The organism is Fontivita pretiosa, assembly GCF_050410795.1.
Taxonomy (GTDB): domain Bacteria; phylum Planctomycetota; class Phycisphaerae; order Tepidisphaerales; family Tepidisphaeraceae; genus Fontivita; species Fontivita pretiosa.
Map to the genome: position 1 here is coordinate 344476 of NZ_CP191258.1, position 23585 is coordinate 368060.

A 23585-nucleotide genomic window follows, 5' to 3' on the forward strand; every position below is an offset into this window, starting at 1 on the left:
GTCCGACCCCGTCATCGACGCGTCAACCTGCCGCTGGCGGCGACAGGTATGCGCTGTTGACCACGTTGATCGGCTTGCCCTGAACAAACGCCTCGATGTTCCGGGCCGTCGTTTGCATGATCCGCTGCCGCGGCTCCAAGGCGGCCCAGGCGATGTGAGGCGTGATGATCACGTTTTTGGCGCTCAACAGCGGATTGTCCGGGCGAATCGGCTCCTGGCAGACCACGTCCACCGCCGCCCCTGCCAGATCGCCTCGGTTCAGCGCCTCGGCCAGATCGTGTTCGTTGACCAGTTGGCCCCGTGCCGTGTTGATGAAGAAGGCCGACCGTTTCATCCGCGACAGCAGCGACGCGTTGACCATCCCGTGATTCTGCGGTGTCAGCGGGCAGTGCATCGTGACCACGTCGGCCTCGGCGAACAACTGCTCGATCGAACGGAAGGCGAAGGGCTGATACCCCGGCTCGGTCCGCGACACCGGGTCGAACGCCAGCACCCGCATCCCCAGGGCATGGGCGATCTGCCCGACGCGCATGCCGATCCGACCGAACCCCACGATGCCCATCGTCTTTCCCGCCAGCTCGACCAGCGGCGTCTTCCAGAAACAAAAGTCCCGCTGGCGCGTCCACTCGCCAGCCTTGACCGCCTGATCATGCAGGCCGACGTGATGGCATAGCTCCAACAGCAGTGCGAACGTGTACTGCGCGACGGAGTCTGTGCCGTACTCAGGAACATTGGAGACGGGAATCCCCCGCTGCCCCGCCGCGACGATGTCCACGATGTTGTACCCCGTCGCGGTAACGGCGATGAATTTCATTTCAGGCAGCTCGGCGATCGTCCGGGCCGACAGCGCCGCCTTGTTGGTGATGACAATCTCGTGGCCCCTGGCCTGCGCGACGACCTGATCGTCAGGCGTATGGTCGTGGACAGCGAGCCGCCCCAGCCGCTCGATTGGTGTCCAGGGATTGTCGCCGGGATTCAGCGTGTAGCCGTCGAGGACAACGATTCGCATTGGCATGGGTCATTCGTGGCACGACCGTCCCGGTCGTGCGCGAGTCGCCAGCACAGGCCAGACACCTCTGACGCGATCACCCGAATCCGGGATGGCTGTGCTCATCCGTGTTCATCGGTGGTTGCATTACGCCGCACGGGCGGTCTGGATGGCGGATTTGTTGTTCGTCATCACCACCGTCTCCCACAGATCGATGCTCTCCAGCTTGAAGCGGTAATCGATCTCCACGCCCGTGCTGCGGATCAGGTCCTGCAGCGCCAGGTCGCTCCGCCAGCCGAGCTTCGTGCACAGCGGACACAGCCACTTTTCCAGTAGCGCAATGAAGCGGTTGGTGGACTGGAAGTGGTTGACGATGACGATCCGCGAGCCGGGCTTGGCCACACGCTGCGCCTCACGAACCAGCCGAACCGGATCACTGACCACGCTGATCACGTGGCTGATGAATACATGATCGAAGGTGCTGTCGGCGAAGGGCAGCTCCAGCGCATTGGCCTGGAATACGAACGCCCGCTCCAGGCCTCGCTCGCGGATTTTCTTGCGCGCCTCGCGGAGCATCCCGGCCGACAGGTCGATGCCGATGATCCGTCCGCGATCCTTGGGGTAAAAGTTCAACGAGACCCCCGTGCCGATCCCCAGATCCAGCACGAGGTCATCGCGGCGAATGTTCATGTGGTTGATGGCCCGTTCGATCCGGCGACGAACCAGCCGCCCGAACGTCGCATCATAGAACAGCGAGTGAACGTCGTAGATTTTCTTGGTGCTGGCTTCCTGCATGGCCTGTTGTCCTTCCCGGACACCCGTCTGTTCCTGGTCAGATCCCCGATTGCTTGGGAATCAATTTAGTGCCAGCTAAGCCATTTGCCAAGTATCGCGTCCGGCGCAGCCAGATCGATTCACTCCTGCATCCCCGCCGCCGCCGCATCCAGCAGCCAGGTCAGCCGCCCCGATGCGGGCTGGATGAGCTGGATCGGCAGGCGATCGGGATCCCGCGGCCCCTCAAGCGCTTCGGCCACGCGAGCCGCCTTGTTGGCCCCGGTGACGAGGATCAGCACCTGCGCGGCACGGTTGATGAACGGCGCCGTCAGCGTAATCCGCGTGGTGTTGAGCTTATCGACGCGGTTGGCCACGCATCGGTGTTTGGTCTCTTTCAGCGCCGGGGTGTAAGGAAACAGCGACGCCGTGTGACCGTCCTCGCCCATCCCCAGCAACACCAGGTCGGGCCCGGCATCGGCGAAATGCTCCTGGAGCAACTGCCCGTACTCCCTCGCAGCCTCTTCAGGATCGATCTCCCCGCGCATGCGATAGACGTTGTCGCCGGGAATCGGCACTCGCCGCAGCAGGGTTTCACTGGCCAGGCGGTAGTTGCTGTCGGGATGATCCGGCGGGACGGTACGCTCGTCGCCGAAGTAGACAAGCGTGTGCGTCCAATCGATCTGGTCGCGGAACTCGTCGCTGGCCAGCAGCTCGTAGAGCATCCGCGGCGTCGAGCCGCCGGACAGGACCACGGAGAACTTGCCGTGCTGACCGATCGCTTCTCGCGCTGCCTTGACGACGCGGCTGGCGGCCTCCCGTGCCACGCCTGCCGGGTCGGCAAACACCCTGATCTCAGGCTGAATCATGTCGCCGAGATTATCGCGCGCCGCGGCGATTCGCCAAGGTCGCCGTGCGGAACCCAAGACAATGCGCCAGTGCAGATCAACTGCCGCGGGGCCACGTACGCGTTCGTCGCCGAGTGATCAGCAGCGTGGCCGCAACGACCATCACCCCTGCGGCCGGCTCCGGCAACTCGGTCCCGTGCAGTTCGAACGCCAGCGCGTAGGGCCGGCCTGGATTGGCTTCGTTCTGGTAGCCTTCGCGTCCCTCGAACCAGCACAGCGGCATGCCCGCCAGCGGGATGTTGTACAGCCGGGCGTTCAGGTCATAGGCGGCGGTGCGAGGAGAGACCAGCGGCACGAAGACGTTGACCGAAGGCGAGGTCGCGCCGTCCATGGACCATTCCAGCCAGTACTCGCCGGGCCCCAGCACGCCAGCGTTGGGCAAACCATTCAGCGAGACGGTGTAGGCGAAGATCGGACGAACCGTGCTGGTGGAGCTGCCGCTGACACGATGGGCCACGAAGCTGCCTGGGCCGGCGGCAAGGTGCAGCGGCGTGCTCAGCAGCGGCGCAGGCAGCGGTTCGGGCCGGGGCGGTGGAGAATCGGCCGAGTACGGAGCGCTGGTCCACAGGTTGATGTAGACATCCGTCACGGTCGGCGTCGTCTGCGACGTCTGAAATGCGTAGACCGTGACGCTGTCCAGATCCCACCCCCAGGCCGGCACGACAAAGTTCTCGGCGACCGCAACTCCCAGCGAGTGCGTCGCACCCACGCCGGTGGTCGCGCCGTTCAGCGTAGGTGTAAGCGGAAACGAATCGGCGCGGCTCAGCGGCTGGCCGGCGATCGCCCCGGTGCCCCCGGTCGGCTCCGTGATCAGCGGGCCATTGCTGAACAGCGTCGCAGCGTGCGATTCGTCAGAAGGTGCAACCGAAACAACCCCCGCAGCCAGCGCGGCAGCAGCCGCGACCGTGACGCAGATCCGTTTTCTCACATTTTCTCCTTGGTCCGAAACCTCGGCCGCATTTATAGCCAGACGAGGGCGATGTGCCAACAGCGCTTTTTTCGATTGTAGCGGATGCGGAGACACTGGCTGCTTGATGCAGCTTCAGGATTGCAGTGCGGGCGGGGACTGCGGGGATCCAGGCGATGACCCGACGCCGGAGTCAGGCGCAACTTCGTCCGTCTGTTGAGGCACGGGCATCTCAATCCCGGCGTAAATCTCACCCAGAGGAATGGCAATGCCGACGGATCCGAGCTGCGCCGTGGCCTGGATTCCCGCGAAGACCTCAAAGTGCCAGGAGCCATCGGGGAATCGGCGATAGGTTTCGACCCGTGCGGAGAGTTGCCCGACCAGAACATACTCTTCAAATGAGTCGATCTCGCGGTATACGTCGAACTTCTCAGTGCGGTCGTAGTGTTCGGTCGAGGGCGAGAGCACTTCAATCAACACTCGGGGATTGGCTACGACATCCCGCGCGGCAGCGGCCGCCGGGTGAAATTCCGGTGGGCCACAGATGATCGAGCCATCAGGGCAGGTGATCCGGCGACGCTTGGTGATCGCCACCTTCAGGTCGCTGCCGTAGGCGCGACACGGCTTGCCTTTCAGGGCGTTGCGAATCTCGGCGATGAGATTCGCCGCGATCAGCGTGTGATCGTGTGATCGTCCGGCCATTGCCACGATCGCGCCGTCGCGGTACTCGTGCCGCTCGGTCGAGTCGCGATCAAGGCGGAGGTACTCCTCAATCGTGGAGCGATGTTTTTCCGCCGGCTGGGTCATGCGTGTAAGTATACCGTCCGGCACCGACGCCCCGTGGTCAGCCCGGAACGATTCGTCCGACACTTCACCCCAGTTGATGCGCCGGCTTGGGCAGGTCGTCGTGAATCGTCTGCTGCTTGGGCTGATGCCCGTCAAAACTGAACAGGATCATGTCATCATCGATCCTTGCCTGAAGATGCACCGGGCGCTGCCAGATCTTGTAGACGTTCTTCAGGGTTTCGACGGCGAACTTGATCTCAATATCCAGGCCGGTGTGCTTGTGAGCCAGGAACAGTTCGCCGCGGTTGCAGTAATTGCCATCCACCACGTAAATCAGCGGCTTGCCCAGGTTGGTGAGCTGAAACAGCAGCGTCTGCTTGATCCGCGCCGGATCGCGACTGATGATCCGGAGCTGTCCGGTGTGCGGATCGCGACCGTACTGGTAAAACTTGTGCTTCTCGATGAATTCCGGCGTCATGAACTCATCGATGAAGTTCACGTCGTTGTACACACGCCGGACCTCGAAGATCTTCTCCCGGCCCAGGCCAAGCCCCTTGTCCCACTTCTTCTTGGCGCCCAGGTCGTCGGCCTCTTCGTACTCCTTGCCAAACCTGCCCTTGTTCCAGCGGTCCTCGATGTCACGGAACAGCTCCAGCCCGATCTTGTAGGGGTTGAAGTTCCCCGGAGGCATGTGCACCGTGCCGCTGTGGTGATCGGCGTAGTCGATGATCTCCTTGGCCTGCACGAAGTGCCTGGTCATCAGCGTGCTGTGCCAGTACGAAGCCCAGCCCTCGTTCATGATCTTGGTCATCGCCTGCGGCGCGAAGTAATAGGCTTCCTCGCGGATGATCGAGAGGCAGTCGGCCTGCCAGTCTTCAAGCCTCGCGTGCTCCAGCAGGTACTTGAGCACATCGCGAGTCGGGCGGACAGGAGTGACGAAGCGTTTGCGGGCCTGTTCCTCGCGCAGCCGCCGTGCCTCGGCCTCCAGAAGTTCCGGCGGATTGACCCAGCGGTCCAGGTAATCCTTGGTCTTGAACTTCGTCACCGCCGGCGGCTCGCGCTTCGGCTCCTCGTGCTGCTGATCGTCCGGGCCACGGCGCAGAAACATGCTGTGCGGGTCGATCAGGTCCTCCACGCTCAGGCAGATGTCCAGCCACTTCTCCACCGTGTCGTACCCGTGCTTCTCGATGTGCTTCCGCACCCGCGTTGCGTGGTTGGCCATCTCATCCATCATCTTGCGGTTGGTCTGGCTGAACCACAGGTTGTTCTTGAAGAAGTCCGCGTGGCCATACACGTGCGCGATCACCAGCTTCTGGTCCACAAGCTGGTTCGACTCCTGCAAATAGGCGTAGCAGGGGTCGTTGTTGATGACCATCTCGTAGATCCGCCCCAGGCCATAGTGATGCTGCTTGCGCAGCCGCTCGTACTCGGCCCCGAAGCGCCAGTGCGGATAGCGCTGGGGGAATCCGCCATAGGCGGCGATCTGGTTCATCTGCTCGTAATCGCACATCTCGAAGATGACGTTGAAGAAGTCCAGCCCGTACGAGCGAGCCTGCTCGCGGATCTGCTTCTTGGCGGCCAGCAGCTCTTCGGGGAATGGTGCAAGTTCGTGAGAAGCCATAGGCGTACCAGTGAGTCGGCCTTACAAAGACATCGGACGATACCGCTCGCCACCGCAATTCTAGCACACAACATCGATCAGGAGCCTGCGGTCGGTGATGCTGAGCCGGCTGCTCATCCCGGCGGGCCTTTCCAGACAGCGGCGTCGATGATCGACCAGATGTGGATGATCCACCCCAGAAGGATCCACCACAGCACCGCGGCCAGAACGAAATGCACGATCGCCATCAGCAGCCGGCCCTGCACGAGCTGGCCCAGCCCGGGGATGAAGAAGCTGCACACCGCGGCGATGACGTTACCTGTGGAACCTTGTCCGGCCATGGTATTCCAGACGCGATTGGACGGCGAAGATTGCACGTACCGCACGCGTTGCACGAAACCGATCAGCGATCAATGTCCCTTGCCGAAGAACGTCTTGATCGAATCGTAGATGTCGTCCTTCGAGTTCACCCGGCTGGTCAGCACCTTCTCGTGGTTCCTCAGGTGCTCGTGAAGCACGTTGATGAAATTCCCCGAGCCGTAGGCCGAGGCGACCTGGCAGTAGCCGAACATGTTGCACATCGGCAGGAGCTGTTCCTTGAGGATCTTGACGCAGTCGCGGCTGTCGGCCTCCGAGCTGTTGTCGCCGTCGCTGAAATGGAACAGGTAGATGTTCCATTCATCCGGCGAATAGTGCTGGTCCAGCAGCGCCTTGGCACACCGGAAGGCGCTGGAGATCTTCGTGCCGCCGTCCTCGCGAAGGTGGTAGAAGGTGTGCTTGTCCACCTCCTTGGCGTTGACGTCGTGCACGATGTAGCGGCTCTCGATGCCCTCGTAGTTCTTGCGCAGCCACGTATCGATCCAGAAGCTCTCCAGCCGCACCAGCTCCTTCTGTTCCTCGCCCATCGATCCGGAAACGTCCATCATGAACACGATCACCGCGTTGGACTGCGGGCTCTTGACCTCCTTCCAGCTACGGTAGCGGATGTCCTTACGCTCCGGGATGATGACCGGATTGGCCGGGTCATACTGGCCAAGCATGATCTGCCGCTTGAGCGCTTCCTTGAAGGAGCGCTTGAAGTGGCGGAGGGATTCCGGTCCGACGCGCCGCAGGCTGGAATACTTGTCCTTGATCGTGGTGATGCGATGCTTGCCCTTGGGCTCGATGCGTGGCAGCTTCAGTTCTTCACCGAGGATCTCCGCCAGCTCGTCCAGGGAAAGATCGACCTCCATGATGTGGGCGCCCGGCTCGGTGCCGCCCTGGCTTTTGCCCTGCCCGGGCTGGGTCTTGCCGACGACGTCGCCTTCCTTGCCATCGCCGGCGCCCACGCCCTGACTGTTGTCGCCGTAGCGGAAGTGCGGCAGCTCGATCCCGCGCACCGGGATGCTGATCAGGTGCTTGCCCTCCTTGCCGATCAGCTCGCCGCGGGTCAGGAACTTGCGCAGATCCTCGCGGATTCGTCCCTTGACGATCTGCCGGAAACGCTGGTGATCTTTTTCGATCTTCAGGACCATGACGGCTACTTCAACCAGTCACGCGCAACCATGAACGAATCGTGATCATCTGCCGCCGCCACAGGCGGAGTGATCAGGGGCGGGAAGATGCTGCGGCCGCGGTGACGATTGAACCGCATCTGCACATCCCCGACGGTAACGATCATGTGCTGGCGGCCTTCGAGCCGCGCGGTCATCGCGCCGAATTGCGCGATCTTTCCGCCGGCGAATTTGTAGTAAGGCGCCGACTGCAACGATGCCGCGTCAACCACGCCGGCGCGCTCGTCGAAAGTTCCGTAGCGCACCTCGGCAATCGGCCCGAAGTCCAGCGCCATGCGCTTCAGTCCCGTGACCGACGCCCGGACTCCGTCGCGCCCCGCAACGCCCTCTTCCAGCCACTGCCCGGTAAACGACGGCGCGCAGCCGCCACTCAGAGCAACAAGCATCGCGATGGCCAAGAACGTCCACGCTCGCATACGGTCTGCTCCTGTGCTCGCGTTCCCTGGCTGCTTACTCAAGCCGTTCGTCGCATCGTCAACCACAATCCGATCAGCACTATTACGCCGCTGCCGACGATGCCGACCCAGGTTCCCGGCGAGGCTTGTGCCACCGCGTCCACGACCTGGGATGACGTCGATCCGCCCCAGACGCTCAGTCGCGGATCGGTCAGCGCAAAAAACGCCGCACCGCACAGTCCCGCCAGTGTCAGCCACAATCCTGATCTTCGCGTGTCTCTGGGCATCTCTGGTGTCTGACCCTCTCGCGACGGCACAGTGCCGCCGCTGAATCACTTGAATTCGATTCTGCTGGCGACGTTGTTGGCGCTGATGGCCCAGACCTCGCCGGTGGCGCTGTCGATTCGATACGCGCCGTGATCAGCGGGGCCGGCTTCCGAGCCGCGGGTGGACCAGACATGCAGTTGATAGCGTCCGGGTTGGCCGCCGCCGTTGGCCGCCGCGCCCACCAGCATCGCCAGCAGCAATCCGCATACCGCCCCCGCCGACCAATTCGTCCACGACCATGATCCTGTCGCCTTCGACTGCATCGCCGCGGCCTCCATCCTCACTTCAACCTCGATATCGCCGCCAACCGAAGCCTGTCTGCCCTTCGGCGGCCCATCGGTCGGAACCGACCACTCCGGCGCGAAGGGACACTCCCGATCCGCCTCACTCGAGCACACGGCTCCCAGTGGGGATACCTGTATCGCCGACGATCACTCGTCGCCGACGATCACTCGTCCTGCTTCGTATCTCCTCGGGCGAAAATGCTCGCCACATAGTTCAGCACATCCGTGGCGCTGGTTTCGTTGTAGCCGAAGTACTTGATCAGCCGCTGCTTGACGACGTCGATCTTCTGTTGCGTCTCGTCGTCCACGACGCTGCTGACCAGGTTCTTCAGCTTGATCGTATCACGCTGGTCCTCGAACAGCTTCAGCTCCAGCGCCTTCAGCAGCCGGGCGTTGGTGTTGTACTCGAACTTCTTGCCGTCCAGCGCCAGGGCGCCAATGTAGTTCATGATTTCCTGGCGGAAATCGTCCTTGCGGCTCTCAGGGATATCGATCTTCTCCTCGATCGATCGCATCAGCCGCTCGTCGGGCTCCTCGTCGCGACCGGTGTAGCGGTTGCGAACCTTCTCGTGCTGCGTGTAGGCACGCACGTTCTCGATGTAGTTGGCCGCAAGACGCTTGATCGCGTCCTCGTCGGCGCTGATGGCCCGCTGCACCTCGCCCTTGAGGATGTCCTCGTACTCCTCGCGCACCACCGCCAGCAGCTCCTTGTACTCCTTTTTCAGCTCCTCGTCGGTGATCAGCGAGTGGTGATGCAGCCCCGCCTCCAGCTCGTTCATCACCATGAACGGGTTGATCGCCTTATCCTGCTGCGCCTGATGCGACACCAGGGCATTGGAGATCTTGTCCTGGATGTAGCGTGGGGAGATGCCGGTCATTCCTTCGCGCGGGTTTTCCTCCTTCAGCTCCTTGATGCTGTCCTCGGTAAAGCCGGGGATGCTCTTGCCGTTGTACAGCTTGAGCTTCTGGAGCTTGGTGATGCCCGCCTTTTTCGGCTCCGCCAGCCGCGTCAGCACCGCCCACATCGCCGCCATCTCGATCGTGTGCGGCGCGATGTGAATCCCCTTGATCTTGTCCGGACCGAAATCCTTCATGTAGATCTTGATTTCGTCGTCCAGACGGATGTTGTAGGGGATGTCGATCTTGATCGTTCGGTCGCGGAACGCCTCCATCATCTCGTTGCCCTGGAGCTTCTTGTACTCCGGCTCGTTGGTGTGCCCGAGGATCACCTCGTCGATGTAGGTCTGGGCGAACTTCTTGGGCTTGATCATGTGCTCCTGCGACGCGCCCAGCAGGTCGTACAGGAACGCCACGTCCAGCTTCAGTACCTCGATGAACTCGACAATCCCGCGGTTGGCGATGTTCAGCTCGCCGTCGAAGTTGAACGCACGCGGATCGGAATCCGAGCCGTACTCGGCGATCTTGCGGTAGTTGATGTCGCCGGTCAGCTCGGTGCTGTCCTGGTTCTTTTCGTCCTTGGGCTGGAAGGTGCCGATGCCGCGGCGGTCCTTCTCGGAAAGGATCAGCCGCCTGACCTTCACGTGGTCCATCACTTTCTTCCAGTCGCCGTCATACTGCTCCAGAAGATCGGAGTAGACCTTTCGGCAGAAGGGGCAGACGTCGCCGTACAGTCTGACCTTGCGCCCCTCGGGCAGCCTCTCGTTGATCGTGTCCAGCACATCCTGCCGCGCCTCGCGCGGAATCAGCAGCAGCGGCTCCTCGTGCATCGGGCACTCGACGTACTGCTCGCCTTCGTCGCCGCCCGGACCGCGGTGATGCACGCGCCACATGTACGTGAAGAGCTTGCCCTGCTCAGTCTTGGAGTACGCCTCAAGCCCCTTCTTCAGCAGCCGGGCGATCGTGCTCTTGCTCGAACCCACCGGGCCGTGCAGCAGCAGGATTCGCTTTTCCGTGCCATAGCCCTGGGCCGCGGACTTGAAGAAGTCCACGAGCTGCATGAGCGGCCGCTCCAGCCCGTAGATCGCATCGGCGCCGTTGTCGAACGGATCGGAGAAGAACTTGTAGCGCGTCACTTCCTGCTTGAACTGCGTGTACGTTTCCACCCCATAGCTGAGGATCATGTCGTACACGCGCTGAAAGGCGTTGCGCGCAACCGCGGGATTCTCCGAGACAATGTCAAGGTAATCCCAGAACGTGCCTTCCCAGTGCTGCTCCCGAAAGCTCGAAACGTCCAGCTTGCGGTCGATCAGGGCAACCAGTGTGTTATTCTTGGCCATGCGACGTCACTCCAATGCAACAATCAGACCATTCTTCGCCATGCCTTCCCGGTGATCGTCAATTTCAAAGAGTTCAAAGAGAGGGTCCGGGAGAGGGACCGGGCCAACGTCCTTCGACGAGCCTGGCTCGTGCCAAGGGAACGCGCCCCCTCGCTCCCCTGCCAACAGTAGTCATCGACTTATCGACAGTCCATTATAAATGCTTCCCCGGAAATGCACTGCGCCGGCGGCGGAGCAGTCGGGCCGGAACCCCGCACGCCCACCCGGCCGTTCGGTCCGCGCCGCGCCGAAGACGGCACTGCACGCCCGCCGCGTTGATCTGAAAGGCGTTTTTCTCGGCCCTGAACAGCAAAGCCAAATCGGGCACTCAAAACTCGGACATCGGCCGCGACCTCCACCGCCACGCCGCACCAAACCCGTCCCGCTTCACGCCCGCAGCACGTTCAGCGTCGGAAACTGCTGTCCGAGAATCGGCTTGCTGGGAGTATCCAGCCAGTTCTGGAGGATCGTCGCGTAGACGCTGCGGAAATCGATGCTGTAGCGCAAGTCCCCCTGATCAAGGTCCGTCAGCGAAGGATGCCGGCCAACAACCACCTGCTTGCACGCCGGGCCGAACAGGAACATCGGCGCCGCGGCGCCATGGTCGGTGCCACCGCTGGCATTGCTGGCCACCCGTCGACCGAACTCGCTGAAGGTCATCATCAGCACGCGCTGATCGTTGCCCTGCTGCTTCAGGTCCTTCCAGAACGCGTCCACTCCCTGGGCAAACTGGTTCATGAGCTGGTCGTGCCGCCCACGCTGGTTGGCGTGCGTGTCGAATCCGCCCAGCGTCACGTAATACACCCGTGTCGGCAGTCCGCCCCGGATCATGGCGGCAATGGTTCGCAATCCCTGGCCAAATTCGCTCGGCGGATATGCCGCCGCTGGCGAGTGCCCGCGCGTCATCTTCAGGATTGCGTCGCTGCTGAGCTGAGCATCCATCGCCGTGCGAGTCAGGAAATCGAGCTGCGCATCCGGCGTGACGATCTGGGGCTTGAGGCTCTTGCCACGCCCCGCCGTCAACGACGCCGAACGCTCCGACGGCAACGGCTGTGTCGTCGGCTCGCTGCCGGCATCGCCCGCGGTGTTCAGCTTCTGATAACGCTGTTTGTCCGGGCCGTTGTAGGCGTAGTTCTCCGGGCGATCGAACGACAGCGGCGTGACGCGCTGCCCCTTCATCGCCAGCGGAAGCGACTCCCCGATCGCCACTCCGCTGTGCGGATCGCATCCCGGACACGTATTGTCAAAATACCGGCCCAGCCACCCGCTGGTCGTGTCCTCCGTTTCCGGCCTGCCACTGTGCCAGATGTCCATCGAGCGGAAATGCGAACGGTTCGGGTTCGGATATCCCACGCCCTGAATGATCGATACCAGCCCCTTGTCCATCATCTCGCGCAGCGGCTTGAGATTCGGATGCAGCCCAAGATAGTCGCTGACCTTCAGCACCGACTGAGTATCGACCGCAATGTTGGGCCGAGCGCGGTGGTATACGTCGTCCGCGTAAGGAACCACTGTGTTCAGCCCATCATTGCCTCCCGACAACTGCACGACCACAAGCACCTTCCCGTCGGCTCCGCTGGGTTGCTGCGTGAGCTTCGTATCCTCCGGCGAGGCGATCGCCAGCACTGTCTGATCCAAAAACGTCGGGATCGTGGAAGACACCGCCAGCAGAGTCAGGCCCTTCTGAAGAAACACGCGACGGGTTGAAACGTGGTCGAGCATCTTGGATAGTGGCCAGTGTTTAGTAGCCGGCGGTCAGTGAGACTCGCGTCCCTCCTGCTGACCACTGGCCACCGATCGCTGGCCACTCCTTTCAACACAACTGGTACTCAGGCATCGATACAATCAACTGGATCATCCGTTTGAGCGACGCTTCGGCGGCGGGGCTGTCGCCCAGAGCGTCGATGAGCACCTGGCGACGGTCGGCAGCGATGGGTCGCTGGATGAGCCGGGCAACCCAGGCATCGACGATCTGGCCAGGCGTGTCACCATTGGGCTGCGGCTCGAACTGCGGCGACTGATCGTCACTTCGGCCAAAGCCGCCGCGGGTCCGCAGAAATCGCGCCCCGCCGCCTCCTCCGCCCCGACCCCCCGCTACCGCCCTGCCCCCGCCAGCAAGCCACACCGCCGTGTTGTACCGCACGAACAGCGTGCTGGTGCTGATCCACATCCGCCCGCCCGGCCAGCCCTTGACGTTCGGCGGATTGAACGGCACCTGTCCCATCTGCTCCAGCGCCGCCACAACCTGGATGAAGTTCTGCGGCTCCACATCCAGCAGCCGCATCGTTCCCACCATCAGTTGCACCGGACTCTTGATCTGTCCGCCCATCACCTGGGGGCTGTAGAACAGCCGGCTGGTGAACATCGTCGCCAGCGCCGGACGAAGGTCGTAATTGTTCTCCCGAAGCACGTTGCCCAGGCTCTGGCAGATTTCAGGATCGGGATTCTCCTGCACGAAGAACGTGAGCAACCGGCTGGCGATGTATGGCGCGCACTGCCGGTGCGAGAGGATGATCTCGATGATGTCGTCGCCGTCGAAGTTCCCCGTGCGGCCGAAAAACGTCTTGGGGCCGTAGTCGTGATCGAATTTGCGGAACACGAACTGTTCGCCATCGTGTCCCCAGCCGGTGAACGCGCGGGCGGCCTCCTTGATGTCCAGTTCGGTGTAGTTTCCGAGACCCAGCGTAAACAGCTCCATCAGCTCGCGGGCGTAATTCTCGTTCGGCTTCTGCTTGCGGTTCTGCTGGTTATTGAGATAGTCCAGCATCGCCGGATCGCGCGAGATCTGCTTGACGAACGTGCGGAAGTTGCCCGCGGCGTTGCGGCGCAGCGTCTCGTTCTGCTGCCAGATCGCAAATGCACTGCGATCATCACGGGCGCTGGTCGTGAAGTGCCCGTGCCAGAACAACGTCAGCTTTTCCTGAAGCGGATAAGGCCCCCAGGCCATCCGCCTGATCCACCACCGCAACGTCGCCGCCAGCGCCTCGCGATTCTTCATGTTGAGCTGCTGGAGCAGAGCCTGGCGTTCTTCGGGCGTCTTGCCCATCAGCAGCGTTCGACGCTGTTCGAAGGTTCGCGGGTAGCCTTCGATGGCAGACAGATCCGGCACGTCGGTCTGGCTCTGCTCGGTGGCCGGCGCATCGGGGAAGTCCAGAAGCGCATCGACCGCCCGCGCCGGTCCCATCCGCATCACAGCGCCGATCTCTTCCGGTGTGCCGCCGAACGTCGCGCGGTTCAGCAAATGTGCCGCCTTGACAGCGTCAAAAGGACCGCTTTCACCGGGCACGAACGGCTGAAGCATCGGATGAAGCCTGGACATGGCACACGCTTGTCTTCCGCAAGCCCACTGAAACCGGCAACCGCGACAATCCTACCAACAACAACGCCCGCATGCGCGGGATATTGCTCAGAGGACTTTCCACTCCTCAGCCAGTCGCGCCCGAAATTCGGCACACACAGCAGCCCGCCCGGCCCTTCGGTCAGGCACACCGTTCTCCGCTATAATCCCGGCCTATGTCGCAACGCGTACTTCGTCTTGGCCATTCGCCCGATCCTGATGATGCGTTCATGTTCTACGGCCTGGCCACGGGAAAGCTCGATACAGGCCAGTATCGCTTTGAACACGTGCTTCAGGACATACAGACCCTGAACCAGCGGGCGATGAACGGCGAGCTGGAGATCACCGCGATCTCGATCCACGCCTACCCCTACGTGGCCGACAAGTACGCGCTGACAAGCTGTGGCTCAAGCATGGGCGACAAGTACGGCCCGATGGTCGTCGCACGCCAACCGCTCTCGATCGAGCAGCTTCGAGGCAAACGCATCGCCATCCCCGGTACGCTCACCACCGCCTTTCTGGCGCTTCAGTTGTGCCTGGGGCGGGCAGAGCCGGCCGCCAGGCGACAGCAGCAGGCAGTCAGCCCTCCACCGCCCGCCGCCAACTGCCCGCCACCAGCTTTTTTCTACGATGTGGTCATGTTCGACCAGATTCCCCGACTGGTGAAGGAAGCTAAGGTCGATGCCGGACTCATCATCCACGAAGGCCAGCTCACCTATCAGTCGCTGGGACTGCATCTGGTGATCGATCTTGGCGACTGGTGGTTCCGAAAGACGGGCCTGCCCCTGCCCCTTGGCGGCAACTGCATCCGCAGGGACCTGGGGCCGACGGTCATGCAGGAAGTAACCGATCTGCTCAAGCGATCAATTCAATTCAGTCTGGACCACCGCCGCGAAGCCGTCGAGTACGCGCTTCAGTTTGGCCGGGACCTGGACCGCAACCTGGCCGACCGGTTCGTCGGAATGTACGTCAACGACTGGACGCTGGATTACGGCCCCCGTGGCCGCGAGGCGATTGCACGACTGCTGTCCGAAGGAGCAGCCGCGGGGATTGTGCCGCCGGTTGACAGGATCGAGTTCGTCACAGCTCGCTGACCTGCCCGTCAGCGACGGCGGTTTCTGGCAGCGCGATAGGTCAGTACCGCCAACCCGATCGCCGCGACGTCTGGCTCCGGCACGCTCGCCGCGGGCAGACCCAGCGCGCTTGCCTCCCGCAAGAACGATTCGCTGCTCAGCGGGCCGCTCAGGCCAGTGCCCCAGCGACTGGCCAGCAGGTACAGATCGCGGATGTCAATCCGACCGCTGTAGTCGAAGTCTCCCTCGGCCCAGATCCCCGATTGCTGCCAGTGTGCCGCCAGTGCCGTCAGGTCCAGCACGTCCACGCGTCCATCGAGGTTGGCATCGCCCCGGTGCGTGACCATCGCCAGGACCGAAGTTGGATCGACCTGCTGCCCGGCGAAGGTCTCATAGCCAAGGGTGGCGTTGTCGCCGAAACCGATGGCCATTGTCCCGCCCGCGGTGGCGGCAACGGAACTGTAAATCCCCGGCCCGTTCCACGCGCCGCCGTTATATCCGGCGGCGACGTACTGCGCGATGGTATCGATGGGGTTGGGCGCCGTGGGGTCATCACGGTAGTCGATGATCAGCCTGGCGTTTCGCAGATCAAGCTGCGCCGAGTTGCCCAGAAGCAGCGATCCCGCGCGCAGCAGCGGACCCTGCACATCGATCTTTCCGCCTTCCCGGGCCTCCAGCGCCCCTAGGATCGTTGTCGAGCTGGCGATCCTCACCACCGCCCCGCCCGCCGACGACGAGCCGAACTTCAACGACCCCAGCCACGACGCCGACTGCACGATGTCATCGAGCCTGAAGGTTCCCTCGCGGGTCATGTCCATCGCCCAGGCGCCGCTCCAGATCACACCGAACGCCGCCGTCAGCCGGGCGCGATACTGCCCCGGTCCCAGCGGCGGCAGGTAGCTCAACGGGCCTGCGTCCGGCCCGAGGTGCGAATCGCGCTCGCCCGGGCCACGGTCATCGTTGTAGCCCAGGCTCGTCCCGCCAGCCGTAAAAACCTCGAGCTCCGAATCGATTCCCCCCGAGGCGATCACGTCCCCGGCGGCATTGGTTCCCGGACCATGCGGCGGCAAAGTCCCGTTCCAAGCCCAAGTCTGGAACCACGTGTTCCGCGCCGTTGGATCATCGAAACTGACATGGAAATCGGCCGACGAATTGCCCTGCGTGAAGGTTCCCGTGGCCGAGAAGAACGAAGTCTGCGCGATGGCGGCACCGTGCAGCGCGATCAGCGCGGTCCATGCCAGAACCGGGCCAACCAACCACGGCGCGCGTGCGGGCTTGTGCATCGTCCACTCCTGCTCACTTGCAGTCGTTCCCCGCTTGCTGTCTGATCTGCCCGAGCCTTCAGCGCCGGAGCGTGTCGCGCAGGGCGCGGATCACCGCCTCGCTCACGCCGTGGTCGCGAAGCTCGTTTTCGTCCGCCGCCGTCAGAACAAACACGCTGTGGCTGCTCTGGATGCGATCGATGATCGCGTCCTCGGGTAGACCGCGTGCTGTCCAGGAGAGCACGTCCTGCTTGCTGATCGACGCGCTCTGCCCCGCCCGCGCCTGGTTGCCGCGCAGGCCTTTCGCCGAGACTGGCGGCGTATCGCCGACGATGTGGCTGGCGAAGCTGGCGTCAGCGGAGGTGGCGGGGACTAGAGTTTCCGTGACCAGGTCGCTGCCGGCGCGACCCGGCAAATCCCCGCCGCGCCTGATACGGCCGGTTTCAGCACCGGCCACTGCCGACGAACCGCTCTCGCGGCTGGCCATGCTGCCCTGGGCGGCGGTCAACAGTTGTGCCCGCCGACCTGTCGGCGCGCCCAACTCACAGCCCAACCCCACCAGCAACGCCCCCGACAAGCCGGCCAACATCACCGGCCAATGAAGACGACTCATAGGTGCTCACCTTGCCGCCGGTCAACCGACCGGCGCTCCCACGCTCGACGGCATCCTCCCAACAGCATTATAGGAAATCACGCCCAGAATCGAGCATCTTTTGCGCCCTGCGACAAGGTGAACAATTCCCCATCAACCACTTGTAAATAAACAACTTATGTTGCAATGACGTGAAAGATACGCCGAAAATCGGATCGGTTATCACGGGACTGTGGCCTGCGGGAGTTCCCCAGTTTCCACCGCCGCAGTGCATTCCCGCTCGGGTTTAGGCTCGCGACTCATCAGGTCCGACAACGCCCGCAGCACGTCCTTGCCCTCGAACAGCACCGCGTAGACCTCTTCAGTGATCGGCATCTGCACCCGGTGCCGCCCCGCCAGCTCTCGCACCGCCCGGGTGGTCGGCACGCCCTCGGCCACACTGTCCATCTCCGCGAGAATCGCCTCCAGCTTCCGCCCCCGGCCAAGCTGTTCGCCAACGGTGCGATTGCGACCCTCGGGGCTGACACACGTTGTAATCAGATCCCCCAGCCCCGCCAGACCGTGGAACGTCGCCTCCCGTGCTCCCATTGCCACGCCCAATCGGGTGATCTCCACCAGCCCGCGTGTGACCAGCGCGGCTTTGGCGTTGTTCCCGGCTCCCAGACCGTCCAGAATCCCCGCGGCAATGGCGATGATGTTCTTGGTCGCCCCGGCCAGCTCGACCCCAACCACATCTTCATTGGTGTACACGCGGAACCACTGCGTGGTGAAGATCGCCTGCACCCGCCGGGCAAGCTCCGCGTCCTGCGACGCCACCACCGCCGTCGCGGGAAGATACCGCGCCAGCTCCGCGGCGATGTTCGGGCCGCTGAGCACCGCAAGCTTCCAGCCACAGCTCACCCCCGGCGAAAGCACGTCAGCGATGATCTGCGTGGGACGCAGCAACGTGTCGATCTCGATCCCCTTGGCCACCGAAATAATGGGCACGTCCCGCGGTACCCGTGGGCGCAAACGCGTCCACACCGACCGCATGTATTGCGTCGGGATCGCCGAGACGATCAGCGTGCAACCCTCGAACGCGTCGGCGTCATTGGCCGTCAGCCGCACCGAAGCCGGAATCCTGGCCCCCTTCAGCAGCCGCTGGTTCTCGCGGGTCTGGATCAATCGCTCGATCGATTCCTCGAATGCTCCCCACATCGTCACCTCCGCCCCGCCGGCCGACAGCAGCATCGAGCACACCGTCGCCATCGCCCCGTCGCCGAGTATCGTGATTCTTTCTCGCGGCATGGTCTGGTGTTTTACAGACTTGGCGACGCAAAATCACCCCATATCCGCGCGCACGGCCCAAAGTCCAACGAAGCACCAGCTTACAGCATCATCCCCCACGCGCCATCACGCCACCATCGCCTGGGCGAAGGTGCCGGGCGAACCAGTCGCGCGCCAGGCGTGCGACCTGATCCAGCGCGCCGGGCTCCTCGAACAGGTGCCCGGCGCCGGGGATGATCTCCAGCCGCGCGGGGCAATTCATCAGCCGCATGGCCCGGTGGTTAAGGTCGATCACGATGTCATCCTCGCCGCCGACGATCAGCAGCGTCGGGCACCGCACCTTCGGCAGCGCCCGTGCGGCCAGGTCCGGCCGCCCGCCGCGGGATACTACGGCGCCAACCACGTCGGCACGCTGCGCCGCCGCCACCAGCGCGGCTGCGGCGCCGGTACTGGCACCGAACAGCCCCACAGGAAGCTTCAGCGTCCTCGGGTGCCTCAGCAGAAAGTCGATCGCCCACACCAACCGCTCGGCCAGCAGGTCGATGTCAAACCGCAGCTCGGCCGTCTGCTGATCCACGGCCTCCTCGTCGGCGGTAAGCAGGTCCATCAGCAGCGTGGCCAGTTGCGCCTGGCGCAGGCGCTGCGCCACGTAGCGGTTTCGCCTGCTGAAGCGGCTGCTGCCGCTGCCATGGGCAAACAGAACCACGCCTCGCACCTGCTCCGCCGGCTCGGGGATGATCAGATCCCCCTCCAACTGCACCGATCCGTCGGCCGAGGCCGGGATCCGCACCGATTCGCTGATCTCCCCGGGGCCTGTTCGCAGGGATTCTGCCGCGTTCATCGCGATCACCTCGCTGCGATCAGCATGACCTGCGGATCGTGCCGCATCATCGGACGATGGCGATCGACCTGCTTGTTCCGGGATTCGGGCGCTGGCTCGAATCGAACCACCGTCGCCGGCCCGTCGGGTGTCTCGATTTGCAGCGACAGCTCGCTGCCATCGTCCAGACGAACCACCTGCACACGTGACGGATGATTGATCGCGTGCATCAGGTGCGGGCCCGGCTGCGGTCCGGACTGGTCCTGCGCCAGCGAAACAAACACCTCGATTTCTTCGCCAACGCTGTCCTTCGGATCGAAGGCGATGCCCATAAACGGCACGTGCTTGACCATCGCCCTGCTACCCACTTCCGGACCCTGAACCTCGATCGTGACCGGCTCGCCTTCGTGCTGGCGAGACATCCCGTTAAAGAACACCGTCCACTGCTCCATCGGGATTTCCTGGGTTTGCATAGTTCATCTCCTCCAATCCGATTGCTGCTGCGTTTCCGCCGCGTGTGGCGTTTCAAAGTCCAGTGGGAAGATCCACTGGCTCGTCCGGGGTGCGGCTTGCCGGCGCTGCGGCGGCGGCAGCAGCGAGTAACTGCCGCACCTGCTCGTCACTGATCTGCGAAAAGTCCTCGTACGACTGTCCCACCGCACGGAACGGGTATGGCGTCGTGACACAGACCACTTCATCCACGATGCGGCGGAACTGCTCGCACGTTTCGGCCGCGGCCGTCGGCACCGCCACGACAATCCGTTTCGGACCCATCCGCTTCAGCGCCTGGGCGGCGGCCAACATCGTCGAGCCTGTCGCCAGACCATCGTCAATCAGGATCACGATTTTCCCGCGAACGTCGGGCGGCGGGCGGTCGTCGCGATACTCGCGCTGCCGACGCTCGAGTTCCCGCCACTCGACCTGCGCCACGCGGTCGATCGTGCTCGGCGAGATGCCCAGTGATTCCACAACCTCTTCGTTGATCACCCGCACCCCGCCGCTGGCGATTGCTCCCATCGCCAGTTCTTCGTGACCCGGAACGCCCAGCTTTCGCACCAGAAACACGTCCATCGGCACATGCAGCGCCCGAGCCACCTCGAAAGCCACCGGCACACCGCCACGGGGCAGAGCAAGAACCATCACATCCGGATGGTCGGCGTAGTGCATCAGCATCTCCGCCAGCATCCGGCCGGCCTCGAAGCGGTCGTGAAACACAATCTCAGTTTGCTGGAGCATGATCTGTTCACCTCCCCTACCCAACCGCTCATCAGTGATACTGTCGTGAGCGATCCATAGATCGCTGGTTGCAAATGCCACGCCAGCGAACGCTGAGCCCGCCCCGGCAACCGCCGGTGCACCATCCGATCGGCGTCCGGTTCACTTGACACCAACCCCTTGTATGGCTTATAGTTGCCGTGCTCGGGACTTGGGCAGCGAGCGCAGGGCAATGACCGATGGTTTCCGCGTGGCTCTGGCGGAAACCACAGCAGCGATATGAGTGGTCGTAACCTGATTGAGGTCATGCCCTTAAGTGTTTGGCCACCTGTTTCGCGAAAGGAGCAAGGGGTTCCCGTGGCAAGATCAGCGAAGGTAAGCAAGCCGGCCAAGGCGCCGAGCAAGTCCAAGACCACCGCCCCCAAGACACCCACCACGCGGGCGACGAACCGGCGGGCCAGCCTCAGCCGTCCCGGCCATACTGCCAAACCGGCACCAGGGCGCGCACAAAAGGCGCCAAAAACCACCTCCGCCCGACCGACCCAGGCTCGCCCCCTCGCCAAATCGCTTAAGCGCGCCGCTTCCGTGGTCGAAAAGAAGGCTAAGACAAAGGTCGTTGGAAAGGTGGTGTCAGCCTTGTCTCAGCAACAGGCTCAATCTGTGAACAACAACCGAGGTACCGTCCCGCCGCCGGCGCCGGCCGCTCTGTCAGTTCGAGTCCCTACCGACGGCAAGCCTCGCAAAAACCAGGCCGGGTTGACCGCCAAGGAACTGGAGCACTTCCGCGAACTGCTGCTGGCCAAGCGCCGCGAGATCGTCGGCGACATGAGCTCTATGGAACGCGAAGCCCTGCGATCCACCACGGGCACCAACCTCTCCAACCTGCCCCTGCACATGGCCGACATGGGCACCGACAACTACGAGCAGGAGTTCACCCTCGGCCTGGTCGAAAAGGACCGCCAGCTTCTTCGCGAGATCAATCACGCACTGGCCAAGATCCAGAACGGCACCTACGGGATCTGCGAAGGCACCGGCAAGCCCATCAGCAAGGCGCGTCTTGAAGCCCAGCCCTGGGCCCGCTACAGCATCGAGTACGCCCGCGAACTCGAAAAAGGTGGCGTCAGACGCTGAACAGCCTCACTCGGCAATCAGCGCTGTCACCCGCATCGTTTCCTGCTCAACTGCACTGACACGTTCCAGGCTTGTTCCGTCAATGGGTGCGGCGAGACTTGATTGCCAGTTCGTCGCCAGCAGGTTCAGGTCCAGCTCGTTCACGCGCCCGTCGTAGTTCAGGTCGCCCTCGCTGAAAACCTTCCCGCCGCCCTGCCAGTTGCCGGCGAGAATATTCAAGTCCCGGGCGTTGACCGAGCGATCGTGATTCGCGTCGGCGACCATGAAGAAAAAGTCCAGCACGGTGATGCCGCCGACGCCATTGCCGGCCACGTCCGTCACGCCCGAGGCGTTGATCGTCGCGCGGTAGTTGCCCTGGGCAAGCACGCCGGCAAAGCCGAACGCCGCCGACCGTTCGGACTGGTTGTACGCCAGCGTCACCCCCACCGTCCCCCAGCTCGCCAGATCCAGCACCGTCAGGTCCGCAGAACTCAGCGTCGCGGACACATCATCCGAGAAAGCCATCGTGATCCGATGCGGCGCAGCGTCGAACTGAAATGAAAGCGGCGAGGTAAGTGACGGGCCGACAGTATCGAGCGTGAACGGCAGCGCGGGCGAGACGGCGCTGACGTTACCGGCCGGGTCCGTGACGCGGATGGTGATGTTGCAGGCGCCTTGCTGAGTGAGCGTCGGCGTCAGCAGCCAGCCGCCGGATGGGTTTGAATAGCCGGAGGTGAGCAACGCTCCGTTGCGGAACAGTTCCACCAGCGAATCAGGCTCGGTAGTGCCCAGGAAGGCCGGGGTGATCCAGTTGGTGATGTTGTCGTCGCTGCTCAGGCCGCTGTCGGTGGTTGCAGCCAGGTCCGGCGCCGCGGCCTGCGGCGCGAGCCTGTCGGTGCGGATCGTCAGCGGCGCCGAATTGTCGCTGGCATAGCCATTGGTCGGATCCAGCAGCGCAGTCGTCACAGTGTGACTGCCATCGCCCAGGCCGGTCACGGTGATCTGATACTGCCCGGATGTCGAGCCGTTGGGATCGGTTCCGCGAAGAACACCGTCGACATAGAGCTGGCCGATCTTGCCTGGCTGTCCGGTGAATGTGAACGTCAGCGAAGATGCACTGGTGATGTTGTCGCTGCTGGATCTGCCAGTGTCGCTGGAGGCGGCCAGATCCGGCACCGTCGGCGCGTTCGGGAGCATGACCGCGTTGATGACATAGCTTCCCTGAGCCGCCGGGTTACGCCCAGCAAGCGTGCGGGCGTCGCTGCTGTGATTGCCGACCGCCGAGACCACCAGGTAATAGACCGTGTTCGTGTTGAGCGTGTAGCGGATGAGGGACTCGCCGCTGCCCTCGGGCTCGCCCGGCGCGGCGCCGCCGCTGTTTTGCGCCATCAGGCTCCAGTTGCCCGAGTAGAGCCGCAGATGCGATGTCCATCCGCCGCCGTCCAGATCGAATGCCACGGTCTGCGGCGTGGCATGGGATGAGGCACTGACGATACTGAAATAGTAGGTATCGATGTCCAGCGGCCCCATCCGCTCATCGCTGCCGCCGATCGCGCCCCAGACCGACTGGCCCGCATTCAGCCCCTCGGCCTGTGGATAGTTCGGGTTGACCGGGCTGTACACGTGTCGCTCGAAACAGACGCGCTCGCTGTCCAGGCCATTGCCCCGGTTGGCGTTGTTCGATTCGTCGGACTCGGCCACTTGAGCCGCGGGGTCGATCACCATCCCGATGCGGTAATCGTTGTCGTGCAGGAACGGATCGGACTGCGGCAGCGACAACGCGATCGTGCGACTGACACTCTGCCCGGCGCCAAGCCCCGTGAAGCTGGCGGTTCCGATTGGCAGGTCGCCCGCGTCGCCGATCGTGTCGTCCGGGGAAAGAAAAATCTGCACATAAAACGCCCCGGCATCGTCCAGCCACCAGATGCCATTCTGGTTCCTGACGGTGAACGTCGCGGACACATCCCCGCCCGGCAACGGCCAGCCAGCGGTCACGTCGAAGGCCGTGCCTACCAGATCCGCCGCGAACTGCTTGCGGGTCTCCAGCATTTCCATCGCCACATGCGCGCGAACCGTACCAACGCCTCGTGTGATCTGTGAGTGCATCTGGGTTTC

The 23585-nt window shown here is 63.2% G+C and carries 23 protein-coding genes; 2 read left to right on the top strand and 21 right to left on the bottom strand.

What is annotated here, in order from left to right:
• Positions 1-22: 22 nt before the first annotated feature.
• The 14 genes from ACQS5P_RS01370 to ACQS5P_RS01435 all read right to left on the bottom strand — a co-directional run bounded on the left by ACQS5P_RS01370 (position 23) and on the right by ACQS5P_RS01435 (position 14114).
• Positions 23-1009 carry a D-2-hydroxyacid dehydrogenase gene (locus ACQS5P_RS01370; protein ID WP_428939110.1) on the bottom strand — a complete coding sequence of 329 codons (987 nt, stop codon included), beginning with the start codon at positions 1007-1009 and terminating at the stop codon, positions 23-25.
• A gap of 126 nt (positions 1010-1135) precedes the next feature.
• Positions 1136-1783: a class I SAM-dependent methyltransferase gene (locus tag ACQS5P_RS01375; RefSeq protein WP_428939111.1), complete on the bottom strand. Its 648-nt coding sequence runs from the start codon at positions 1781-1783 to the stop codon at positions 1136-1138.
• A 119-nt stretch (positions 1784-1902) separates the two neighbouring features.
• Positions 1903-2628, bottom strand: coding sequence for a 6-phosphogluconolactonase (gene pgl, locus ACQS5P_RS01380; RefSeq protein WP_428939112.1), 726 nt, complete (start codon positions 2626-2628; stop codon positions 1903-1905).
• 76 nt (positions 2629-2704) lie between these two features.
• Positions 2705-3595, bottom strand: a complete 891-nt coding sequence (locus tag ACQS5P_RS01385) for a hypothetical protein (RefSeq protein ID WP_428939113.1) — start codon at positions 3593-3595, stop codon at positions 2705-2707.
• Between the two features lie 114 nt (positions 3596-3709).
• A complete protein-coding gene (locus tag ACQS5P_RS01390; protein WP_428939114.1) occupies positions 3710-4381 on the bottom strand; it encodes a Uma2 family endonuclease in 672 nt (223 codons plus the stop codon).
• A 64-nt stretch (positions 4382-4445) separates the two neighbouring features.
• Positions 4446-5981, bottom strand: coding sequence for a SpoVR family protein (locus ACQS5P_RS01395; protein WP_428939115.1), 1536 nt, complete (start codon positions 5979-5981; stop codon positions 4446-4448).
• A 113-nt stretch (positions 5982-6094) separates the two neighbouring features.
• Positions 6095-6301: a hypothetical protein gene (locus ACQS5P_RS01400; RefSeq protein ID WP_428939116.1), complete on the bottom strand. Its 207-nt coding sequence runs from the start codon at positions 6299-6301 to the stop codon at positions 6095-6097.
• Between the two features lie 69 nt (positions 6302-6370).
• Positions 6371-7474 (bottom strand): DUF444 family protein, encoded by a 1104-nt coding sequence (locus tag ACQS5P_RS01405; protein WP_428939117.1) that lies wholly within the window; start codon positions 7472-7474, stop codon positions 6371-6373.
• A 5-nt stretch (positions 7475-7479) separates the two neighbouring features.
• Positions 7480-7929: a hypothetical protein gene (locus ACQS5P_RS01410; RefSeq protein WP_428939118.1), complete on the bottom strand. Its 450-nt coding sequence runs from the start codon at positions 7927-7929 to the stop codon at positions 7480-7482.
• Between the two features lie 38 nt (positions 7930-7967).
• A complete protein-coding gene (locus tag ACQS5P_RS01415; RefSeq protein ID WP_428939119.1) occupies positions 7968-8195 on the bottom strand; it encodes a hypothetical protein in 228 nt (75 codons plus the stop codon).
• A 45-nt stretch (positions 8196-8240) separates the two neighbouring features.
• Positions 8241-8498, bottom strand: coding sequence for a hypothetical protein (locus ACQS5P_RS01420; protein ID WP_428939120.1), 258 nt, complete (start codon positions 8496-8498; stop codon positions 8241-8243).
• Positions 8499-8683: 185 nt separating this feature from the next.
• Positions 8684-10756 (bottom strand): PrkA family serine protein kinase, encoded by a 2073-nt coding sequence (locus ACQS5P_RS01425; protein ID WP_428939121.1) that lies wholly within the window; start codon positions 10754-10756, stop codon positions 8684-8686.
• A 426-nt stretch (positions 10757-11182) separates the two neighbouring features.
• Positions 11183-12517, bottom strand: coding sequence for a DUF1501 domain-containing protein (locus ACQS5P_RS01430; protein ID WP_428939122.1), 1335 nt, complete (start codon positions 12515-12517; stop codon positions 11183-11185).
• Between the two features lie 91 nt (positions 12518-12608).
• Positions 12609-14114, bottom strand: coding sequence for a DUF1800 domain-containing protein (locus ACQS5P_RS01435; RefSeq protein WP_428939123.1), 1506 nt, complete (start codon positions 14112-14114; stop codon positions 12609-12611).
• Positions 14115-14308: 194 nt separating this feature from the next.
• Here ACQS5P_RS01435 and ACQS5P_RS01440 point away from each other — a divergent pair, with 194 nt between their 5' ends.
• Positions 14309-15226: an MqnA/MqnD/SBP family protein gene (locus ACQS5P_RS01440; protein ID WP_428939124.1), complete on the top strand. Its 918-nt coding sequence runs from the start codon at positions 14309-14311 to the stop codon at positions 15224-15226.
• A gap of 8 nt (positions 15227-15234) precedes the next feature.
• On the opposite strand, the gene ACQS5P_RS01445 is transcribed toward ACQS5P_RS01440, so the two are convergent.
• The 6 genes from ACQS5P_RS01445 to ACQS5P_RS01470 form a co-directional block, all read right to left on the bottom strand.
• Positions 15235-16488 (bottom strand): hypothetical protein, encoded by a 1254-nt coding sequence (locus ACQS5P_RS01445; protein WP_428939125.1) that lies wholly within the window; start codon positions 16486-16488, stop codon positions 15235-15237.
• A gap of 58 nt (positions 16489-16546) precedes the next feature.
• Positions 16547-17080: a hypothetical protein gene (locus ACQS5P_RS01450; protein WP_428939126.1), complete on the bottom strand. Its 534-nt coding sequence runs from the start codon at positions 17078-17080 to the stop codon at positions 16547-16549.
• Between the two features lie 201 nt (positions 17081-17281).
• On the bottom strand, positions 17282-18346 hold the full coding sequence (locus ACQS5P_RS01455; protein WP_428939127.1) for an NAD(P)H-dependent glycerol-3-phosphate dehydrogenase: 1065 nt from the start codon (positions 18344-18346) through the stop codon (positions 17282-17284).
• 88 nt (positions 18347-18434) lie between these two features.
• A complete protein-coding gene (locus ACQS5P_RS01460; RefSeq protein ID WP_428939128.1) occupies positions 18435-19166 on the bottom strand; it encodes a dienelactone hydrolase family protein in 732 nt (243 codons plus the stop codon).
• 5 nt (positions 19167-19171) lie between these two features.
• Positions 19172-19618, bottom strand: coding sequence for a DUF5335 family protein (locus ACQS5P_RS01465; RefSeq protein WP_428939129.1), 447 nt, complete (start codon positions 19616-19618; stop codon positions 19172-19174).
• Between the two features lie 52 nt (positions 19619-19670).
• Positions 19671-20381 (bottom strand): phosphoribosyltransferase, encoded by a 711-nt coding sequence (locus ACQS5P_RS01470; RefSeq protein WP_428939130.1) that lies wholly within the window; start codon positions 20379-20381, stop codon positions 19671-19673.
• A 639-nt stretch (positions 20382-21020) separates the two neighbouring features.
• Between ACQS5P_RS01470 and ACQS5P_RS01475 the strand changes: the two genes are divergently transcribed.
• Positions 21021-21491 (top strand): TraR/DksA family transcriptional regulator, encoded by a 471-nt coding sequence (locus ACQS5P_RS01475; RefSeq protein WP_428939131.1) that lies wholly within the window; start codon positions 21021-21023, stop codon positions 21489-21491.
• Positions 21492-21497: 6 nt separating this feature from the next.
• Here ACQS5P_RS01475 and ACQS5P_RS01480 read toward each other — a convergent pair whose 3' ends face one another.
• On the bottom strand, positions 21498-23576 hold the full coding sequence (locus tag ACQS5P_RS01480; RefSeq protein ID WP_428939132.1) for an Ig-like domain-containing protein: 2079 nt from the start codon (positions 23574-23576) through the stop codon (positions 21498-21500).
• Positions 23577-23585 lie beyond the last annotated feature (9 nt).

Excerpts from the sequence above, each read along its gene's own strand:
- ACQS5P_RS01445 (WP_428939125.1), bottom strand. The coding sequence starts at position 16,488 with ATGCACAAGCCCGCACGCGCGCCGTGGTTGGTTGGCCCGGTTCTGGCA.
- ACQS5P_RS01375 (WP_428939111.1), bottom strand. The coding sequence starts at position 1,783 with ATGCAGGAAGCCAGCACCAAGAAAATCTACGACGTTCACTCGCTGTTC.
- ACQS5P_RS01465 (WP_428939129.1), bottom strand. The coding sequence starts at position 19,618 with ATGCAAACCCAGGAAATCCCGATGGAGCAGTGGACGGTGTTCTTTAAC.
- ACQS5P_RS01450 (WP_428939126.1), bottom strand. The coding sequence starts at position 17,080 with ATGAGTCGTCTTCATTGGCCGGTGATGTTGGCCGGCTTGTCGGGGGCG.
- ACQS5P_RS01430 (WP_428939122.1), bottom strand. The coding sequence starts at position 12,517 with ATGCTCGACCACGTTTCAACCCGTCGCGTGTTTCTTCAGAAGGGCCTG.
- ACQS5P_RS01470 (WP_428939130.1), bottom strand. The coding sequence starts at position 20,381 with ATGCTCCAGCAAACTGAGATTGTGTTTCACGACCGCTTCGAGGCCGGC.
- ACQS5P_RS01480 (WP_428939132.1), bottom strand. The coding sequence starts at position 23,576 with ATGCACTCACAGATCACACGAGGCGTTGGTACGGTTCGCGCGCATGTG.
- ACQS5P_RS01410 (WP_428939118.1), bottom strand. The coding sequence starts at position 7,929 with ATGCGAGCGTGGACGTTCTTGGCCATCGCGATGCTTGTTGCTCTGAGT.
- ACQS5P_RS01440 (WP_428939124.1), top strand. The coding sequence starts at position 14,309 with ATGTCGCAACGCGTACTTCGTCTTGGCCATTCGCCCGATCCTGATGAT.
- ACQS5P_RS01390 (WP_428939114.1), bottom strand. The coding sequence starts at position 4,381 with ATGACCCAGCCGGCGGAAAAACATCGCTCCACGATTGAGGAGTACCTC.
- ACQS5P_RS01400 (WP_428939116.1), bottom strand. The coding sequence starts at position 6,301 with ATGGCCGGACAAGGTTCCACAGGTAACGTCATCGCCGCGGTGTGCAGC.
- ACQS5P_RS01395 (WP_428939115.1), bottom strand. The coding sequence starts at position 5,981 with ATGGCTTCTCACGAACTTGCACCATTCCCCGAAGAGCTGCTGGCCGCC.
- ACQS5P_RS01455 (WP_428939127.1), bottom strand. The coding sequence starts at position 18,346 with ATGCCGCGAGAAAGAATCACGATACTCGGCGACGGGGCGATGGCGACG.
- ACQS5P_RS01370 (WP_428939110.1), bottom strand. The coding sequence starts at position 1,009 with ATGCGAATCGTTGTCCTCGACGGCTACACGCTGAATCCCGGCGACAAT.
- ACQS5P_RS01460 (WP_428939128.1), bottom strand. The coding sequence starts at position 19,166 with ATGAACGCGGCAGAATCCCTGCGAACAGGCCCCGGGGAGATCAGCGAA.
- ACQS5P_RS01435 (WP_428939123.1), bottom strand. The coding sequence starts at position 14,114 with ATGTCCAGGCTTCATCCGATGCTTCAGCCGTTCGTGCCCGGTGAAAGC.
- ACQS5P_RS01425 (WP_428939121.1), bottom strand. The coding sequence starts at position 10,756 with ATGGCCAAGAATAACACACTGGTTGCCCTGATCGACCGCAAGCTGGAC.
- ACQS5P_RS01420 (WP_428939120.1), bottom strand. The coding sequence starts at position 8,498 with ATGCAGTCGAAGGCGACAGGATCATGGTCGTGGACGAATTGGTCGGCG.
- pgl (WP_428939112.1), bottom strand. The coding sequence starts at position 2,628 with ATGATTCAGCCTGAGATCAGGGTGTTTGCCGACCCGGCAGGCGTGGCA.
- ACQS5P_RS01415 (WP_428939119.1), bottom strand. The coding sequence starts at position 8,195 with ATGCCCAGAGACACGCGAAGATCAGGATTGTGGCTGACACTGGCGGGA.
- ACQS5P_RS01405 (WP_428939117.1), bottom strand. The coding sequence starts at position 7,474 with ATGGTCCTGAAGATCGAAAAAGATCACCAGCGTTTCCGGCAGATCGTC.